Here is a 16,368-nt window from a genome sequence, read left to right as displayed (position 1 = left end):
TTAAAACGAACTAATTAAATTATAAATTATTAATTCTATTATCATAACTATGAGAAAAATCATTTTAGGCTGTTTAGGTATTACCCTTTTGTTGTCTTCATGTGTGTCACAGAAGAAGTATGCAGATATGGAAGCCAAGGCAAAAGAAGCACAAGATTTATTAAATTCCGCGACAGTTAAATTAAATACTTGTTTAGAAGATAAGGCTGCTGCAACTTCAAAAATGCAGACTTTGGAAGATCAGAATGCCTTCCTTAAAGCCAACAACCAAGACTTAATTAACAATATGGGTAACCTTACCACTCTTACAAGTAAAGGTGCCGATAACTTGGAGAAATCTTTGGAAAGTTTAAAAGAAAAGGATCTAACTATAAGAAAACTTAACGATGCCATTACTAGAAGGGATTCTGTAAACTTGGCTTTGGTACAAAGTTTAAAAGGTGTTCTTGGAAACTTGGATGATGAGGATATTGAAATCAGTGTAGAAAAAGGAGTTGTTTTTGTTTCTATTTCTGACAAACTTTTGTTTAGAAGCGGAAGCTTTAACGTAACTCAGAGAGCTAAGGAAATTTTAGGAAAAGTTGCTCAAGTGGTTAACAACAAACCAGATTTCGAATTTATGGTTGAAGGTCATACCGATACTGATCCATATAACAGCGGTGTATTATATGACAACTGGGATTTAAGTGTGAAGCGTGCTACTTCAGTTGTACGTATTTTACAAAAAGATTACGGTGTTGATCCTAAGCGTATGACTGCTGCAGGAAGAGGAGAATATATTCCTGTTTCCCCAACAGACAAAGCTAAGAACAGAAGAACACGTATAGTTGTACTTCCAAAAATTGATCAATTCTACAGCATGATCGAAGAAGGGATGAAAGATCCTAAGATCAACTAAGAATAACATATTCAACTTAAAAAGCGACCTTATGGGTCGCTTTTTTTTTGTTCTAAATGCAGTTAAAAATTTCTTTCTTCTTAAAAGATATCCAAACTCCCCTTTCCTTCCCTGACCACTATGGGTTCATCTTCAGAAAGATCTATTACCGTTGAGGCCATGTTGTCCCCATAACCCCCATCAATAACTATATCTACAAGATTTCTCCATTTTTCATAGATCAATTCCGGATCGGTAGTATATTCCAAAAGCTCATCCTCATCGCGAATGGAGGTGGAAACGATAGGGTTTCCCAGAGCTTCTACCAAAGTCCTGGCAATGGAATTATCAGGAATACGGATACCCACCGTTTTTTTCTTTTTAAATTCTTTGGGCAGATTGTTGTTCCCGGGAAGTATAAAGGTATAAGGTCCTGGTAGGGCACGCTTTAGAATTTTAAAGGTAGAGGTGTCTATTTGTCTTACGTAATCAGAAAGGTTACTGAGATCGGCACATATAAAGGACCAATTGGCTTTGGCCAATTTTACTCCTTTTATCCGCGCTATTTTTTCCAAGGCTTTGGTATTTGTAATATCACAACCTAGGCCATAGACTGTATCTGTAGGATAAATAATCAGCCCACCTTTACGCAGAACATCCACAACCCTCTTAATTTCCTTAGGATTAGGATTTTCAGGATATATTTTAATAAATTCAGACATATTATTGGTTCAAAATAAACGTTATCAATATAATAAATAATGTTTTATGTATAAGTTTCAGTTTATCCTACTTCTTGGATTCCTCTTTGTAATTTGCCATTCCTGTACGGAAGATCCAGTTGAAACCGGTACTGGCACATTGGAGGCCAAGAATATTATCGACTTGGAATATGGTTCCCATACCCATCAAAAATATGACATTTATCTTCCAAAAAACAGGACTAGCGAAACTAAAGTTCTGATTTTGGTACATGGAGGTGGATGGAATGCTGGTGAAAAATCGGAAATGAATGCCTTTAAAGATTTTATCAGGGAACAATTGCCTGACATAGCTGTGGTAAACATGAATTATAGATTGGCAGATGAAAACAATCCGCCCTACCCCATGCAAATCAATGACATAGGCCAATTGGTACAGGAATTATACGATAGAGCGCAGGAATTTCAGATTTCTAAAGAGATCGGATTTATTGGTTCTAGTGCCGGGGCACACCTTTCATTGTTGTGGAGCTATGCTCACGACACCAAAAAACAAGTCAATATGGTCTGCAGTATTGTTGGGCCTACCAACCTTTTGGACGAGGCATATATAAATACTCCCAATCAAGTTCTGAGGACCCTTTTGGATCAATTTGGAAATGATCCAGAGGTTTTGGAAGAGGTGAGTCCATTATACCAAGTAAAATCAACTTCTCCGGCAACTATATTGTTTTATGGAGCACAGGATCCGCTAATTCCCAATTCACAAGGAATAAGCCTAAAAGATAGATTAGTGGAACTAAATGTGGAACACCAATTTACACTGTACCCCAATGGAGGTCACGGCTGGGTTGGGTTGGACCTTTTGGATACTTCCATTAAATTAAAGGCTTTTATCCAAGAGCATTTATAACCTATCCTAGAATACCAGGTGTACACATGGTGCCCTTCGGAATCAGAGAACTTCCAATTTGGCAAACCTTAGTAAAAGCTTTTTAATGTCTCCCTTATCAAATTTAATTTCAGCTTTCCTATCATTTCCTACCCCTTCAATTTTCAGCACTTGCCCCCTTCCAAACCTAGTATGGTTTACCAAGGATCCTTCTGATAAATTCGGGTCTACCGCATTGGTGTTTCCAACGGGAGTACTGAGTTCGGGTTTTAGTTTACGGAGTTTTCGCAACTGATTTTCATTGGGCTTAACACCGCTGGGAGGTGTGCCTTGTACCGGTTTGTTCTGTCTCAATCTACTTTTGTCAACATCGCCAAAAATATCAACATCAATTAAGGGAGTGTATCTAGATTTCTGAACAGGTGTCAGGTTTTCAATATATTTTTCATCAATTTCTTCAATAAATCTACTAGGTTCAGCATCTACCAATTTGCCCCAACGATATCTATTTTGTGTATAGGTTAAATAGGCCTGCTTTTCCGCCCTGGTCAGGGCTACATAGAATAGGCGTCTTTCCTCTTCCAATTCACTCCTAGTATTCATACTCATTGCAGAGGGGAAAAGATCTTCTTCCATCCCTACAATGTAAACGTGAGGAAATTCCAGTCCTTTTGCCAAGTGAATGGTCATTAGAGCCACCCGGTCATCATCTCCGGTATCCTTATCTAGATCTGTTGCCAGTGCCACATCCTCCAAAAACTCCCCTATGTCGCCCTTGGCATCGGCCAATTCCTTTTGTCCTTCCACAAAATCCTTGATACCGTTCAACAACTCCTCAATATTCTCCATCTTGCCAATTCCCTCTGGAGTACCATCTTTTTTGAATTCCAATAAGACTCCGGATTTTTTGGCAACATGCTCTGCCAAGGTAAAGGCATCGGCACTTTCGTTCATGATCTGGAAGCTCTTGATCATGGCTACAAAGTCTCCCAATTTTCTTTTGGTACCGGAATTGATCTTTAAATCTATCCTTTCAAGGTTGTCCATAACCTCAAAAATTGAGCGATTATAGTGATTTGCGGCAACGGTAAGCTTATCCAATGTGCTCTGTCCAATGCCACGTGCCGGAAAATTGATAATACGTTTAAGTGCCTCTTCGTCCTTTGGATTGATGACCAATCTTAAATAGGACAGTACGTCCTTAATTTCCTTTCGTTGATAAAAGGAAAGTCCACCATAAATTCTATAGGGTATATCCCGTTTTCTAAGGGCATCCTCAATGGCCCTGGATTGTGAGTTGGTCCTGTACAAAACGGCAAAATTGCCATTGGGCAATTGATTCTGCATTTTATTTTCAAAAATGGATCCTGCCACAAATCTACCTTCCTCCGCATCCGTAGGGCTTCGGTGAACCTTTATTAATGGACCTTCGTCATTGGAGGTCCACACCACCTTTTCCAATTGATTTGTATTTTTGGAAATTATGGAATTGGCAGCATTCACAATATTTTTGGTAGACCTGTAGTTCTGCTCCAATCGGTACATTCCCACATTGTCGTAATCTTTTTGAAAATTTAAAATATTGCTAATGTTTGCCCCCCTGAAGGAATATATACTCTGGGCATCATCCCCTACCACACAAATATTTTGGAACCTGTCCGATAGTGCCTTAACGATCAAATACTGGGAATGGTTGGTATCCTGGTACTCATCTACCAGAATGTACCTAAACCTATCCTGATATTTGGCCAGGACTTCAGGGAATCTTGTAAGTAGTTCATTGGTCCGCAACAGAAGGTCATCAAAATCCATAGCACCCGCCTTAAAGCAGCGATCTACATAGTTCTGATAAATTTCTCCCATCCTAGGACGCTTGGCCATGGCATCTGCCTCTACCAAATCCGGATTGTTATAATATGCCTTTACGGTAATGAGGCTGTTCTTATAGGAAGATATTCTATTTTGTACCTGCTTGTATTTATAAATATCCTTGTCCAGGCCCATTTCCTTTATAATAGCGGATAGAAGGCGTTGGGAATCTTGTGTATCGTAAATGGTGAAATTGGAAGGATAGCCCAATTTGTCCCCATCGAACCTTAATAGCTTTGCAAAAACGGAATGAAAGGTACCCATCCATAGGTTCTTGGCTTCCGAGGTACCCACAATATCAGCAATACGCTTTTTCATTTCCCTTGCTGCCTTATTGGTAAAGGTCAGCGCCAATATATTAAAGGAATCCACTCCCTGGCTCATTAAATAAGCAATACGGTATGTCAATACCCTTGTCTTACCGGAACCGGCCCCTGCAATCACCATTAAAGGCCCGTCCTTATGCAAAACGGGAGCCTTTTGGGCTTCATTTAATTCGTTAATATAGTTCTCCAAAACGTATGTAGATATTAAGCTCGTTACGATCGGTGAATTTAACCATAAATAGCCTTATCAAAAAATCAACTTTAATATTTGTGATAATCCAACCGAGTTAATAGTTCTAATTTGAATATATTTATCCTTTAATACCAATTTTATGGGAAGTAATTCTTTTTATAATGTTACCCACTGTAAAACTATTAAAAACTATGTTCAATGTTTAAGAGAATTAAATCTTAGGCATCTAAAATTTTAAATCCCATTTAGTTGTATGAAGTTATATTTGATTCTACCAATGCTTTTATGGTTTTTGAACTCCACGGCCCAGAAATACAATTTTGAAAAGGAATATAAGGCTATTGAACCGAAGGTAATCGATTGGAGGAGGGATTTTCACCAAAATCCGGAACTATCCAATAGGGAGTTCAATACTGCTGAAAAAATAGCGGCCCATTTAAAATCCTTGGGGCTGGAGGTACAAACCGGAGTAGCCAAGACTGGGGTGGTTGGGATCCTTAAAGGCAATAAAAATGGAAAGGTAATCGCTTTAAGGGCTGATATTGATGCCTTACCCGTCACCGAAAGAAACGATCTTGCGTTTAAATCCACTGTTACCTCGGAATTTCTAGGTCAAGAGGTAGGTGTTATGCATGCCTGTGGTCATGATACCCATACCGCCATTCTTATGGGAGTTGCGGAAATCCTGTCCAAAAATAGGGACAAGATTAAAGGAACCATTAAGTTTATATTTCAACCCGCCGAAGAAGGTCCTCCTCCTGGGGAAGAAGGTGGAGCACTATTAATGGTTAAGGAAGGGGTTCTTAAAAATCCGGATGTGGATGCTATTTTTGGACTTCATATCAATTCCGCTACTCCAGTTGGGGTGATAAGGTATAAAACTGAAGGACTTATGGCGGCAGTGCAACGATTCGTTATTCGGGTAGAGGGAAAACAGACCCATGGCTCACAACCATGGAAGGGCATAGATCCCATTCTTATCAGTGCCAAGATCATAGATGGACTACAGACTATTATTAGTAGGGAAGTTGACCTTACCAATGAAGCAGCGGTAATCAGTGTAGGCAAGATTACAAGTGGTGTCCGTTTCAATATTATCCCCGAAACTGCGGAAATGATCGGAACCATAAGAACCTTGGACTACGACATGCAAAAACAGATTACCGAGAGAATGAAAGAAATGGTACCCGACATTGCCAAGGCATATGGCGGTACGGCCACTATTGAGATAAAAAGTAATACGGACATCACTTTTAACAATCCCGATTTGGTGGTGCAAATGTTGCCTACCTTAAAAAGGGTTGCCGGTAAGGATAATGTGCAAATACAAAAAGCCGTTACCGGAGGTGAGGATTTCTCCTATTTTCAAAACGAAGTACCTGGTTTCTTTTTCTTTTTGGGCGGCATGACCCCAGGAAACACGGCTTCTTTTCCACATCATACGCCCGACTTCAGTATAGACGAAAATGGAATGATTCTTGGGGTAAAGGCGCTTACGGAAATGAGTTTGGACTTTCTGAACCAATAATGTCTTTGATCAATTTATGAAGATGCTTAATTTATTATTGGGACAACTATACTTTGGAATCAAGCCTTATTTAGTATTCCATTATTCCTAAAATCGTTCAAGTCATCATTAAAAAAATAATTTAGAAAATGGATTCAATGTTAAACACCCTAGCTAGCCTACCATGGTGGGCATGGGTAATAGTGTTTTTAGCTTTGGTAGCTATAAGGGATATCTTTGTACAGAAAAATCACACCATTTCACATAACTTCCCTATAGTAGGACATTTAAGGTATTGGCTAGAGAGTATTGGCCCTGAGATGAGACAATACTTTGTTGCCAACAATAGGGAAGAACTTCCTTTTAACCGTATAGAAAGAGGTTGGATCTACGCCTCGGCGAAAAAGGAAAACAATTACGAAGGCTTTGGAACGGACAGGGACATTTATGCACATCAACATATTTTTGTCAAGAACCAAATGATGGCTTATAAACTTCCTGGAAGTCACCCTAACATAACCGATCCTTGTTTTTTACCCTGTGCCAAAATCATTGGATCTTACAACAAACGTAAAAAGCCCTATAGGCCTGCATCCGTAATCAATGTCTCCGCCATGAGTTTTGGGTCCTTATCCGCTGCTGCGGTAGATGCCATGAACAATGGAGTAAGAAAATCGGGAGCTTATCAGAATACAGGTGAAGGTGGACTTTCCCCCTATCATAAACAAGGTGGGGATGTTATATTTCATTTTGGAACTGGATACTTTGGTGTACGAAGTGAAGATGGTAATTTTTCTATGGATAAAATGAAGCAACTGGTTTTGGACAACCCTTGCATCAAGGCCATTGAAATTAAAATTTCACAGGGTGCAAAACCAGGTAAGGGAGGGGTATTGCCAGCCGCAAAGATAACCCATGAAATCAGCGAAATAAGGGGCGTTGTTATGGGCAAGGATGTATTGTCACCAGCTACCCATTCCGCTTTTAATTCCGTACCGGAACTAATGCAGTTAATTGAAGATATCGCCGAACAAACAGGCCTGCCAGTCGGCATAAAAGGAGCCATTGGCAAATTGGATCAGTGGGAGGAATTGGCCAAATTGATGATAGAAACTGGAAAGGGACCTGATTTTATAACTGTTGATGGAGGTGAAGGAGGAACGGGAGCTGCCCCTCCAAGTTTTGCCGACCATGTATCCTTGCCTTGGGTATACGGATTTTCCAGTCTTTATAAATTGTTTAAAAACTACGATCTAACAGAAAGAATAGTGTTCATTGGAAGTGGAAAATTGGGTTTCCCTGCAAAAGCGGCTATGGCATTTGCCATGGGTGTAGATTGTATAAATGTAGCTAGGGAAGCCATGATGAGCATTGGTTGTATCCAGGCCCAAGTATGCCATACCAACAGATGTCCGACCGGAATAGCTACCCAAAGTAAATGGTTACAGGGCGGAATAAATGTTCCTCTGAAATCTGATAGATTATCACAATATTTCAAAACCTTTAGAAAGGAATTCCTGGAAATAACGCATGCCGCTGGTTATGAACATCCCTGTCAGTTTACTATGGATGATATACAGGTAAATGTGGATGACAATGATTTGAACAGTTCGTTATCCTCTACTTATGGCTATAATAAGGCGGTAGTACCTTTTTCTGGAATACAGGATCTTTATAATTGCCCATATTTGGGAGGCAATGAGTATATGAAAAATAAGATTGGCCCTTAATCAAATATAATATTAATTTTGCACCTAAAATCAAATTGTATATCCTTGCAGTAACGCAACCAATTAGAATTACCCGAATATTCAAATAAACAAATTTTATCTATGAAAAGAATTTTTACCATTTTAGTTTTTTTAATGTACATATCCATTTCACAGGCACAAAGCAAAAAGGATCTTATCCTGGAAGTAGATGACCTAAGATCGAAGCTAAGGGAGACCGAAACGGCCCTGTCGGAATCCAAACGCGAAGAAAGAATTGCTTCTGCCAAAGTAGAGTCGTACGAAGCACAGGTAAATGAACTTAAGGAAACCAATGCGAATCTATTAAAAAACTTGAACAGTTTTACGGAAGCCTCCAATAAGAGATCCGACCATATAAATAGTACCCTGGAAAGCCTTGTTCAAAAGGAAGCGCAATTAAGGGTTATCAATGATGCACTAAGCAGCCATGACTCTATTACCCTAGCTGTTTTTACCCAATTTAAACAAACATTGGGTAGTGACCCCAAGATAACTGTTAGCAATGGAGCCGTAGCGGTTGTGATGGACAACAGTTATATATTTGGGGAGAACTCCAAGAATTATAAGGTACAGGACAAGGCCGAGGCCATTATTGCAAAGATTGGAAGTGTTTTAAAGGCCAACCCAACAATGGACATTCAAATTGTAAGCAATAGCAACTTGGTAGAATCCAAAGACAACAAATTGAATAATTGGGAGATTGGTACGCAACAAGCTGCTGCTATAGCCCGGATCTTGGAAAGCAAATATCAAATAGAGCCAAAGCGTATTGTAGCCACCGGGAAATCGGAATTAGGACTTTATAGTATAGAAACTGCTACCGAAATCATTGTACAACCAAGATTTTACGAATTCTTCAAACTGGTAAAAGAGAGCATGAAATAAGAAGATTTAATTTATGCAACCATCTATAGGATGTCTGGTGTATTAAATTAAAACAGATGAAATAGTCATCGAAACTTAAAAAGCGCTTTATGGCGCTTTTTTTTTGGACCTGGGTTAGATTGACCTAGAATATGGTTGGGACGGGTAAAAAAATTGAAACCCACCATAATTTTTGAGGGAATAAGCCGTTAATTAATCAACAAACCAAAAAATACCAATACAAAATGAGTGGAGATGAAATTTTTCAACTATTTGCCTATTTGTTACCCGCTGTAGTAACCGGAGTGGTCGCCTTTTATTTTTTTAGACTACATACCAGAAACGAAGAAGGAAGAAGACGCTACCTACTGCACAAAGACAGTCAAAAAAATACATTGCCCATTCGATTACAAGCATACGAAAGAATGGCCCTTTTCCTAGAGCGAATTGCAATTCCCAGCTTGGTGGTAAGGGTAGGACCAAAAAACAGCAACAAAAACGATTATGAAAATTTGCTGATCAAAAGTATTGAAAATGAGTTTGAGCATAATCTATCCCAACAAATCTACATGACGGATGAATGTTGGAATATAATTAAGGCAGCAAAAAGTGCTACCATTCAAATGATTAGGAAGGCGGGTATGAGCGAATCGGATTCGGCGGACAAACTCCGCGAGGATATTCTAAATGAAACCATGGAAAAAAGTTCTCCTTCGGCAACAGCTTTGTCCTTTGTTAAGAAGGAAATAGGAGAACTATGGTAACTATAGGTTACCTTGATCTGCGCTAGAAAATTTTTCCTCAGCGTACTTATACCCTTGTTGCCACCATAGTGACATCAGTTTCTTATTGAAAACCAAGGAGTTTTCGGTTAATTTAGTAGGGGTGTAATATAAATTTAATTGCACCCCATTATGTTTTGCTGCCAATACCCCTTCTGAAATGTCGTGGTATTCAATCTGGTCCAAAACAAAACCATAAATACTCAGCATAAGTGAAAATGGGTTTTTGCCCAAAACCTTGTTGTGTTCCATATTTTCGGACTCTAGGATAATGGCATCAATTTCCGTAGCCCCACGTCTAATGGCCTCCCTAATGGGAACAACGCATCCAAGGCCACCGTCACCATATTCAAATCCGTCTTTTTTCACCAAGGACATAAAAGGAATGTAGTTGCAAGAGATCCAGATCCAATCACAGAATTCATCATAGGAAAAATCCATAATGGATTTATATTCGATCCGGTTTTTGGAAAGGTTGGAAACTGTTACCACTATATCTTTTTTTCCTTTTTTTAACCTTCGGAATTCAGCTTCACTAAAATTCTTTCTAATAGTCCGTCTCAAAGCCTTGCTTTCCCCAAAAGTACGCTTGCTCTTCACAAATTGGAGAAAGGTATTTAGAAAGTTTATGGAGACATATTCCCTATCACCCTTTTTCCGAACTACAAATGGATTAAGGCTAAATATGGAACGTTGGCTAACGTTGGTATAAATATTATGTAGTTTATCTATTTGGTTTAATGCCAATTGTGGAATTAAGAGACTGCCCGTGGAGGTACCTACCAAAATGTCGTATTCCCGTTTTTCAATTTCCATGAGGTATTGAGCCACTCCACCTGCAAATGCTCCTTTACTTCCTCCCCCACTAATTACAAGTGCTTTCATAAAATCCCAGTCTCTATAAGGTTGGTTTCAGAGTTTTTATGCTTGGCGAAATTAAATCCACTTTCCCACCAAACCGTCATTTTTTCCTTTTCAAATATAAGGGAGTTGGTGGTAAGGACAGTGGGCGTATAATAGAAGTTGATAATTGCATTGTTATGGTTGGCTACAAACTTGCCTATCCTTATATTTTGTTGTTCTATTCTATCCAACATAAAGGCAAACATACTGGTAAGTAATGAAAATACATTCTTTGAGGGCATTCTATTTAATTGGGTAACCTCTGTTTGCAAAATTATGGCATCCACTACCTTGGCTCCTCTCCTAATGGCCTCTTCAATCGGAACCATACTGCCCAATCCACCATCGGCATACTCACATCCATTTTTCTTAACCAATGTCATAAATGGGGTATAATTACAGGAAACCCATATCCATTCACAAAATTCCTCATAGGTACAATCATTGATGGATTTATACTCTACTTGGTTTAATGATAAGTTGGAAACCGTTACCACAATATCCAAGGGACCATTTTTTAAATGCTCAAATTCCTCCATGGAAATCGTATTCTTGATCAATCGAAGTAAATTATGACTTTCTCCAAAAGTCTTGCTACCTTTGAAAAAATTTTTCATCACATTTATATGATGGATCCCGATAGTCTCTATGCCATATTTCTTTTTAATCACAAAGGGACAATTGCTAAAAATATCATGTTGATCCACAGAAGTGTACACCTCTCTGATCTTTTCAATTTTTTGCAGCGCGAGATGGGAAATCAAAAGACTTCCGGTGGAAGTACCTAAAAACAAATCGTAATTATGGTTCAATTCCTGCATCAGATATTGGGCCACGCCTCCGGCAAATGCGCCCTTGCTACCACCACCAGAAATTACCATTGCTCTCATTCTGAAATCAGTTTGTTGCTAATATAACGCAATTCCTCCTCATTAAATTTTACGCTCAGTCTATCTATTCTATCCCTATATTCCTTTTTTTTCAAAAGTTGGTCCAATAATGAACGGGCATATTTTCTAAACTGCCATGAATGATGCTGGCTTGCATTTACAAGGTCCAACAAATTGTTGTCTGACAAACCTATCAATTGCTCCAAGAATTGAAATGCCCCTTGCCGAACTTCAGTTGGGTATATTGGCGAGGTATATTCACTCAATTCCAGATAATACTCGTTGGTATTATTGGGTTCGTAATCCTTGGTCAGCAAGGCCAAGGAGAGCCATAATAAGCGAATATTCTTATTGGAAAAGCCTATGATGCCTTGGGTCTTGTTCAAATAATTGACCCTGTCGCCAGGGTAATTTATCCATAGCTTGTAAAGCATCGCCTCTTTGGTAATATAACTTGCATCTTCCAAAAGGAATTCAAATTCAGATTTTAGATCCAAGGGGATCTGTCCTACTGCAAGTGCTATGGCTTGACGGACCCTAACGTTATTGCTCCTTATTGCCTCACTTATAAAATCGTCGGATAGTGATTTATAATAGGTCTTGATAATTTGGGATTTTAATTGGTCGGATTTTGTGTTTCCCCAATACCTTTTTATTATGGATTCATTGTCTGTACTACTTGTCATTAATTCCTTTTGCAGCCCGAAGAAATTCCTCAAATCCTCTGATTCACGAACCAAACTTGTTTTAGCCTCACCAAAAGGAAATTCCTTATCCTCCAACCATCGATTCCGGAACGCATCCAAATCAGTATCACTGACCAACTCCATAATCCTGATAAAGTCATCCACAGTTGCATTTCTATATCCGTACGTTTTTAAATATTGTTGGATTCCCTGTCTAAAATATTCCTCCCCCAATTGTTCCCTCAACATATGCAACGCCCATGCTCCCTTTTCATAAAAAGTAAGGCTACTGGCTTTGGGATCAATTAGGGCCTCTCCCCTATCCTCTTGGGTCAAATCCTGTAAATGGATTGCCGATTCGTATAATTTCCAGTAATAATATTCATTACCAAAAAGCGCTCTCTCGGCCAACAAGGCATAATAGGTGGCAAAGCCTTCGTGAAGCCAGTGGCTACTGCCATCCACTTCGGTAACCAAATCACCAAACCACTGGTGTGCCATTTCATGGGCGTTTACATTTACATAGTTTCGATCCTTAAAAGCAATGGAATCCATAACAAAGGAATCCGAAAAAATTGTGATTCCCGTATTTTCCATACCTGCGTATAAAAAATCCCTAACCGGTACCTGCTTATAATTCTGCCACGGGTAGGGCACTCCTATCTCTTTTTCCAAAAAGTTGAAAATAGCGGTAGTATATCTATAGGTAGGTTCCACCATTGTACTATCACTGGGGTAGAAATAAAGGCTAATGGGAATCCCGGTACTTGATTCCACTTCTTTTTTACGGTAATCCCCAATGGCAAAAGCCAACAAATAGCTGCTCATTGGACTGTCCATATTAAAACTCCATTTTTTCAATCCGTCCAATTCTTTGGTCGTAACCAGGGCACCATTGGCTATGACTTCGTATGACTTATCAAAACTGATATCCAGATCATACTCCACCTTTTCGGTCATATCATCAAAACTGGGAAGCCAGTGACTGGTATATTTTCCTTGACCTTGGGTCCAGATCTGCTCGTTGCCAAGTACGTCATCCTTCCATCCTAAAAAATATACGGTCTGTTTGGGAAGGGCAGCATAGGTGATATCCAAAGTATAGGTTTTATTGGCCTTTAAACGTTTATGGACCACTATTTTTTTGCCGTAGTTGGTAGCCTTCACTTTTTTATTGTTGAGTGTGACCTCTATTAATTTTAAATTTTGGGCATCCAGAAAAACGGTGTCCACTTTTTGTAGTACCTTAAATTTATACGCCACAGATCCCGTGATGGTTTCAATTTTGGGATCTATTTTTATATCCACTTTTCCATGAATAAAATCTACCTTGTCCTGTTGCTGGGCAGAATGCACAAAGGTTATCAGAAAAATAAAAACAAAAAGGGAATGCTTCATACTTCAAATATAAGGCCTTGGTATTGCCTTTTTAAATAATTATGGCTTTAGGACTATAATTTTTTGAGCAGGGCTTGGGCCTTATTATATTCATCGGCCGATGGTGGAATTTCAACCAAAACCAGCTTACATTTATTGTAATTCTTTTGTTTTAGAAGTCCCAAAGCTTTTTGCCATATGGCCTCATTTTTATAAACCGAGCTGCCAGAGGCCACTTCGTCCAAATCTTTGTAGGCGTTCTGATAGTCCCCGGTTTCAATTTGGGCTATTCCTCTATACAACAACAATTCCTGATTGTTGGGGTCATTGCCCAAAAGTTCATTTAAATAAGCGGTAGCCTCTTTAAATGACTTGTTGTTGAAGGCGTTCTCTGCTTTTTTAGCCATTGGGTCGCCACTACTTCTCTGAACCAAGGAAATAGTGGGATAGGTTGCAAAATCATTATACCGGGGCTGATCTCTATCCATAAGAAAATAACCTCCAATAGTGATCAACAGGACAATTGCGGCTGCGTACTTCCAAATTTCAGTCTTGTAGCCCGAGGACGTTTTTTTGGTAAAATGCTCCTCGCTAAGGTTTTTGAGATTATTTTCGAAGGCGTTTAGGTCTTCTTGGTCGGAGAACTTTTCAGACAGGTATACTGAAGTTTCCTTGTAAGCTTCAAAAGATTCCTTAAAAGAGGTATCATCCAACAAACGCGCTTCAAAGGCTTTTTTAGCTTCCGAATCAAGGGTGTTGTCGAGATATGCTTCGTATAGTTCCAAATCCAATTCGTTCATGATTTTAGGCTTTTAGGTTTTTATATTCCGACGATTCCTGTACCATTCGCGTCAACTCTCCTATGCACAAGGATTTCTTTTTTCGGGCATAAGCATAGGTTACCCCAAGTTTTTGAGCTACTTCCTCCATCGACTTTATTTCGAAAGTTGCTTTTAATAGGTCTTTGCAGGCGTCCCCTAGTTTTTGAAACATGAGATCGAACACCAACTTCTTTTGTTGTTCAATATCAAATTCATCCGCCAGTTGCAGCGCATCGTCACTAATAGATACAACCTCTTCGTTTATTGTTACCTCCTTTAAAGAACTTTTTTTGATTTCGTTCAACCATCTCCGTTTACATAGTAGAAAAAAATAGGCATCGAACGGACAGGTTAATTTTAATCCTTTATGTTTGGCTTGTTTGTAAATTGCAACCAAAACCTCCTGGACAACATCTTTTGCAGCATCCTCATTACCGCTATTTTTAGTGATATACCCCACCACCTTTGGTACAAACCTGTCGTAGATGCTTTTGATCACCAACGGACTATTCATCAATAAACCCTCTATGTACTTCTGATCGGGATGGATGCTTGATCCTGCCATGAATTGAAAATTTTGCCTAAAATAAGAAAACTCTGGGTTCCTTTCTTGTAAAACAAAATATCGGCTACATAAAGCCCCCATAACCCCAGCTATTCTTTTTCTGGCTCCTTAAAGGTGTTGGCTGATGTTGTCCTAGGAAATTAGCTAATAATTGATAATGAAGGACCCTTGGTATCACCAAATAACTCCTCGCATCCTTATTAGAACCTAATAAAATGAAAATATTTTAATCCAATGGGGTAACAAAATCCAAAGCACATTGATATAAGGGTGAACAATCAAAAAATTCATTCTTAACGAAAAATAATAATCATGAAAAATTCAAAACAAATTTTAGGACTTTTTTTAATGACGGCTGCATTGATGACAAGTTGCCAAAAAGATGAAAATGGAGATAACGATTTTGACGTAACAATTGAACGGGCTTCTCCCCAAGATTTCACGGATCTTAAAGCTACAGCCATAGAAAATCTAACACAAACATTTCAAATAGATGTTGATGGTTCCGGAACTTTTACGACCGAAAAGGGTGTTGAGATAACTATCAACGGAAGCTGTTTAGCCAATAATGGCAATGCCGTTACAGGTATGGTAGATGTAGAGGTAGTAGAACTTTTTGACAGAGGCACTATGCTGGCCACCAATAAAACCACTATGGGTCTTTCTCCAACCGGAGGCAAAGAACTTTTGGTTACAGGAGGGGAATTCTTTATTGAAGCTACCCAAAATGGACAGCCTTTACAACTTATTTGCCCCATGCAAGTTCTCGTTCCAACGGCACTTACTGGAGGTGATGATTTTGGAATGACTTTATGGGACGGGCTTATAGGTATGGATTGTGCCATAGAAACCGGATGCGACGATGTTACCTGGGTAGAGCAAAAGCGTGATGGCCTAGGAGCGGGTATAGACATTGGTCAGGGTGCTGCAGGGCAATCATTATATGTGGCCTTCTTTAATAATTTCGGTTGGACCAACGTTGATCGTTTTTGGAGCGACCCTAGACCTAAGACCAAGTTATGGGCAGCAGTACCTGAAGGTTTTGACAACGGTAACTGTGCCCTGTACCTGTCCTACAATGGGGAAGCAGGTTCCCTTGCCAACTTGGACGCTTACGACTCTGAGACCGGATTATTTTCTGAGCATACCGGTATTATTCCAATTGGTCTAGAGTGTCATGTCATCTTTGTTAGTGAGGACAACGGCAATTGGGTATATGCTATAAACCCAGTAACCATAATTGCAGATGGCACCATAGTTATTGAAGAAAGCGACTTGAGCACGACCACCGAGAGTCAATTGATAGCCATGATAAACGGTTTGCCATAACAGGAACATAGTAAAATGAAGGGATGATATCCTCT

14 protein-coding genes are annotated in these 16,368 nt (G+C 39.3%); 7 read left to right on the top strand and 7 right to left on the bottom strand.

Annotation, left to right across the window (positions count from 1 at the left end):
- Positions 1-49 precede the first annotated feature (49 nt).
- Positions 50-898, top strand: a complete 849-nt coding sequence (locus tag BUA60_RS06525; RefSeq protein WP_031443860.1) for an OmpA/MotB family protein — start codon at positions 50-52, stop codon at positions 896-898.
- Between the two features lie 80 nt (positions 899-978).
- On the opposite strand, the gene BUA60_RS06520 is transcribed toward BUA60_RS06525, so the two are convergent.
- On the bottom strand, positions 979-1,599 hold the full coding sequence (locus BUA60_RS06520) for an L-threonylcarbamoyladenylate synthase (protein WP_072860972.1): 621 nt from the start codon (positions 1,597-1,599) through the stop codon (positions 979-981).
- 46 nt (positions 1,600-1,645) lie between these two features.
- On the opposite strand from BUA60_RS06520, the gene BUA60_RS06515 reads away from it, so the two are divergent.
- On the top strand, positions 1,646-2,491 hold the full coding sequence (locus BUA60_RS06515) for an alpha/beta hydrolase (protein WP_072860971.1): 846 nt from the start codon (positions 1,646-1,648) through the stop codon (positions 2,489-2,491).
- A 42-nt stretch (positions 2,492-2,533) separates the two neighbouring features.
- On the opposite strand, the gene BUA60_RS06510 is transcribed toward BUA60_RS06515, so the two are convergent.
- On the bottom strand, positions 2,534-4,855 hold the full coding sequence (locus tag BUA60_RS06510) for an ATP-dependent helicase (protein WP_072860970.1): 2,322 nt from the start codon (positions 4,853-4,855) through the stop codon (positions 2,534-2,536).
- Between the two features lie 256 nt (positions 4,856-5,111).
- On the opposite strand from BUA60_RS06510, the gene BUA60_RS06505 reads away from it, so the two are divergent.
- The 4 genes from BUA60_RS06505 to BUA60_RS06490 all read left to right on the top strand — a co-directional run bounded on the left by BUA60_RS06505 (position 5,112) and on the right by BUA60_RS06490 (position 9,744).
- Positions 5,112-6,386: an amidohydrolase gene (locus tag BUA60_RS06505; RefSeq protein ID WP_072860969.1), complete on the top strand. Its 1,275-nt coding sequence runs from the start codon at positions 5,112-5,114 to the stop codon at positions 6,384-6,386.
- Positions 6,387-6,514: 128 nt separating this feature from the next.
- Positions 6,515-8,095 (top strand): FMN-binding glutamate synthase family protein, encoded by a 1,581-nt coding sequence (locus tag BUA60_RS06500; RefSeq protein ID WP_072860968.1) that lies wholly within the window; start codon positions 6,515-6,517, stop codon positions 8,093-8,095.
- A gap of 102 nt (positions 8,096-8,197) precedes the next feature.
- Entirely contained in the window at positions 8,198-9,001 is an 804-nt protein-coding gene (locus tag BUA60_RS06495) for an OmpA family protein (RefSeq protein WP_084532516.1), read from the top strand.
- 224 nt (positions 9,002-9,225) lie between these two features.
- Entirely contained in the window at positions 9,226-9,744 is a 519-nt protein-coding gene (locus BUA60_RS06490) for a DUF7935 family protein (protein WP_072860966.1), read from the top strand.
- Here the strand turns inward: BUA60_RS06490 and BUA60_RS06485 are convergent, their stop codons facing one another.
- The 5 genes from BUA60_RS06485 to BUA60_RS06465 are packed head-to-tail and all read right to left on the bottom strand — an operon-like array spanning position 9,745 to position 15,004.
- Positions 9,745-10,647: a patatin-like phospholipase family protein gene (locus BUA60_RS06485; protein WP_072860965.1), complete on the bottom strand. Its 903-nt coding sequence runs from the start codon at positions 10,645-10,647 to the stop codon at positions 9,745-9,747.
- Positions 10,644-11,555 (bottom strand): patatin-like phospholipase family protein, encoded by a 912-nt coding sequence (locus BUA60_RS06480; RefSeq protein ID WP_072860964.1) that lies wholly within the window; start codon positions 11,553-11,555, stop codon positions 10,644-10,646. Before BUA60_RS06480 ends, BUA60_RS06485 begins: the two co-directional genes overlap by 4 nt.
- Positions 11,552-13,639 carry a M1 family metallopeptidase gene (locus BUA60_RS06475; protein WP_072860963.1) on the bottom strand — a complete coding sequence of 696 codons (2,088 nt, stop codon included), beginning with the start codon at positions 13,637-13,639 and terminating at the stop codon, positions 11,552-11,554. The genes BUA60_RS06480 and BUA60_RS06475 overlap by 4 nt, the downstream gene beginning before the upstream one ends.
- A gap of 53 nt (positions 13,640-13,692) precedes the next feature.
- On the bottom strand, positions 13,693-14,418 hold the full coding sequence (locus BUA60_RS06470; RefSeq protein ID WP_072860962.1) for a hypothetical protein: 726 nt from the start codon (positions 14,416-14,418) through the stop codon (positions 13,693-13,695).
- A gap of 4 nt (positions 14,419-14,422) precedes the next feature.
- Complete coding sequence (locus BUA60_RS06465; RefSeq protein ID WP_072861582.1) at positions 14,423-15,004, bottom strand: RNA polymerase sigma factor; 582 nt, start codon at positions 15,002-15,004, stop codon at positions 14,423-14,425.
- A gap of 312 nt (positions 15,005-15,316) precedes the next feature.
- Here BUA60_RS06465 and BUA60_RS06460 point away from each other — a divergent pair, with 312 nt between their 5' ends.
- Positions 15,317-16,333 (top strand): hypothetical protein, encoded by a 1,017-nt coding sequence (locus BUA60_RS06460; protein ID WP_072860961.1) that lies wholly within the window; start codon positions 15,317-15,319, stop codon positions 16,331-16,333.
- Positions 16,334-16,368: the final 35 nt, after the last annotated feature.

It is taken from the genome of Arenibacter palladensis (assembly GCF_900129275.1).
Taxonomy (GTDB): domain Bacteria; phylum Bacteroidota; class Bacteroidia; order Flavobacteriales; family Flavobacteriaceae; genus Arenibacter; species Arenibacter palladensis.
The sequence above is the reverse complement of the archived record's forward strand: the minus strand, read 5'-3'. Positions and strand labels throughout refer to the sequence as shown.

Excerpts from the sequence above, each read along its gene's own strand:
- BUA60_RS06460 (WP_072860961.1), top strand. The coding sequence starts at position 15,317 with ATGAAAAATTCAAAACAAATTTTAGGACTTTTTTTAATGACGGCTGCA.
- BUA60_RS06500 (WP_072860968.1), top strand. The coding sequence starts at position 6,515 with ATGGATTCAATGTTAAACACCCTAGCTAGCCTACCATGGTGGGCATGG.
- BUA60_RS06515 (WP_072860971.1), top strand. The coding sequence starts at position 1,646 with ATGTATAAGTTTCAGTTTATCCTACTTCTTGGATTCCTCTTTGTAATT.
- BUA60_RS06475 (WP_072860963.1), bottom strand. The coding sequence starts at position 13,639 with ATGAAGCATTCCCTTTTTGTTTTTATTTTTCTGATAACCTTTGTGCAT.
- BUA60_RS06485 (WP_072860965.1), bottom strand. The coding sequence starts at position 10,647 with ATGAAAGCACTTGTAATTAGTGGGGGAGGAAGTAAAGGAGCATTTGCA.
- BUA60_RS06520 (WP_072860972.1), bottom strand. The coding sequence starts at position 1,599 with ATGTCTGAATTTATTAAAATATATCCTGAAAATCCTAATCCTAAGGAA.
- BUA60_RS06505 (WP_072860969.1), top strand. The coding sequence starts at position 5,112 with ATGAAGTTATATTTGATTCTACCAATGCTTTTATGGTTTTTGAACTCC.
- BUA60_RS06465 (WP_072861582.1), bottom strand. The coding sequence starts at position 15,004 with ATGGCAGGATCAAGCATCCATCCCGATCAGAAGTACATAGAGGGTTTA.
- BUA60_RS06525 (WP_031443860.1), top strand. The coding sequence starts at position 50 with ATGAGAAAAATCATTTTAGGCTGTTTAGGTATTACCCTTTTGTTGTCT.
- BUA60_RS06490 (WP_072860966.1), top strand. The coding sequence starts at position 9,226 with ATGAGTGGAGATGAAATTTTTCAACTATTTGCCTATTTGTTACCCGCT.
- BUA60_RS06480 (WP_072860964.1), bottom strand. The coding sequence starts at position 11,555 with ATGAGAGCAATGGTAATTTCTGGTGGTGGTAGCAAGGGCGCATTTGCC.
- BUA60_RS06470 (WP_072860962.1), bottom strand. The coding sequence starts at position 14,418 with ATGAACGAATTGGATTTGGAACTATACGAAGCATATCTCGACAACACC.
- BUA60_RS06495 (WP_084532516.1), top strand. The coding sequence starts at position 8,198 with ATGAAAAGAATTTTTACCATTTTAGTTTTTTTAATGTACATATCCATT.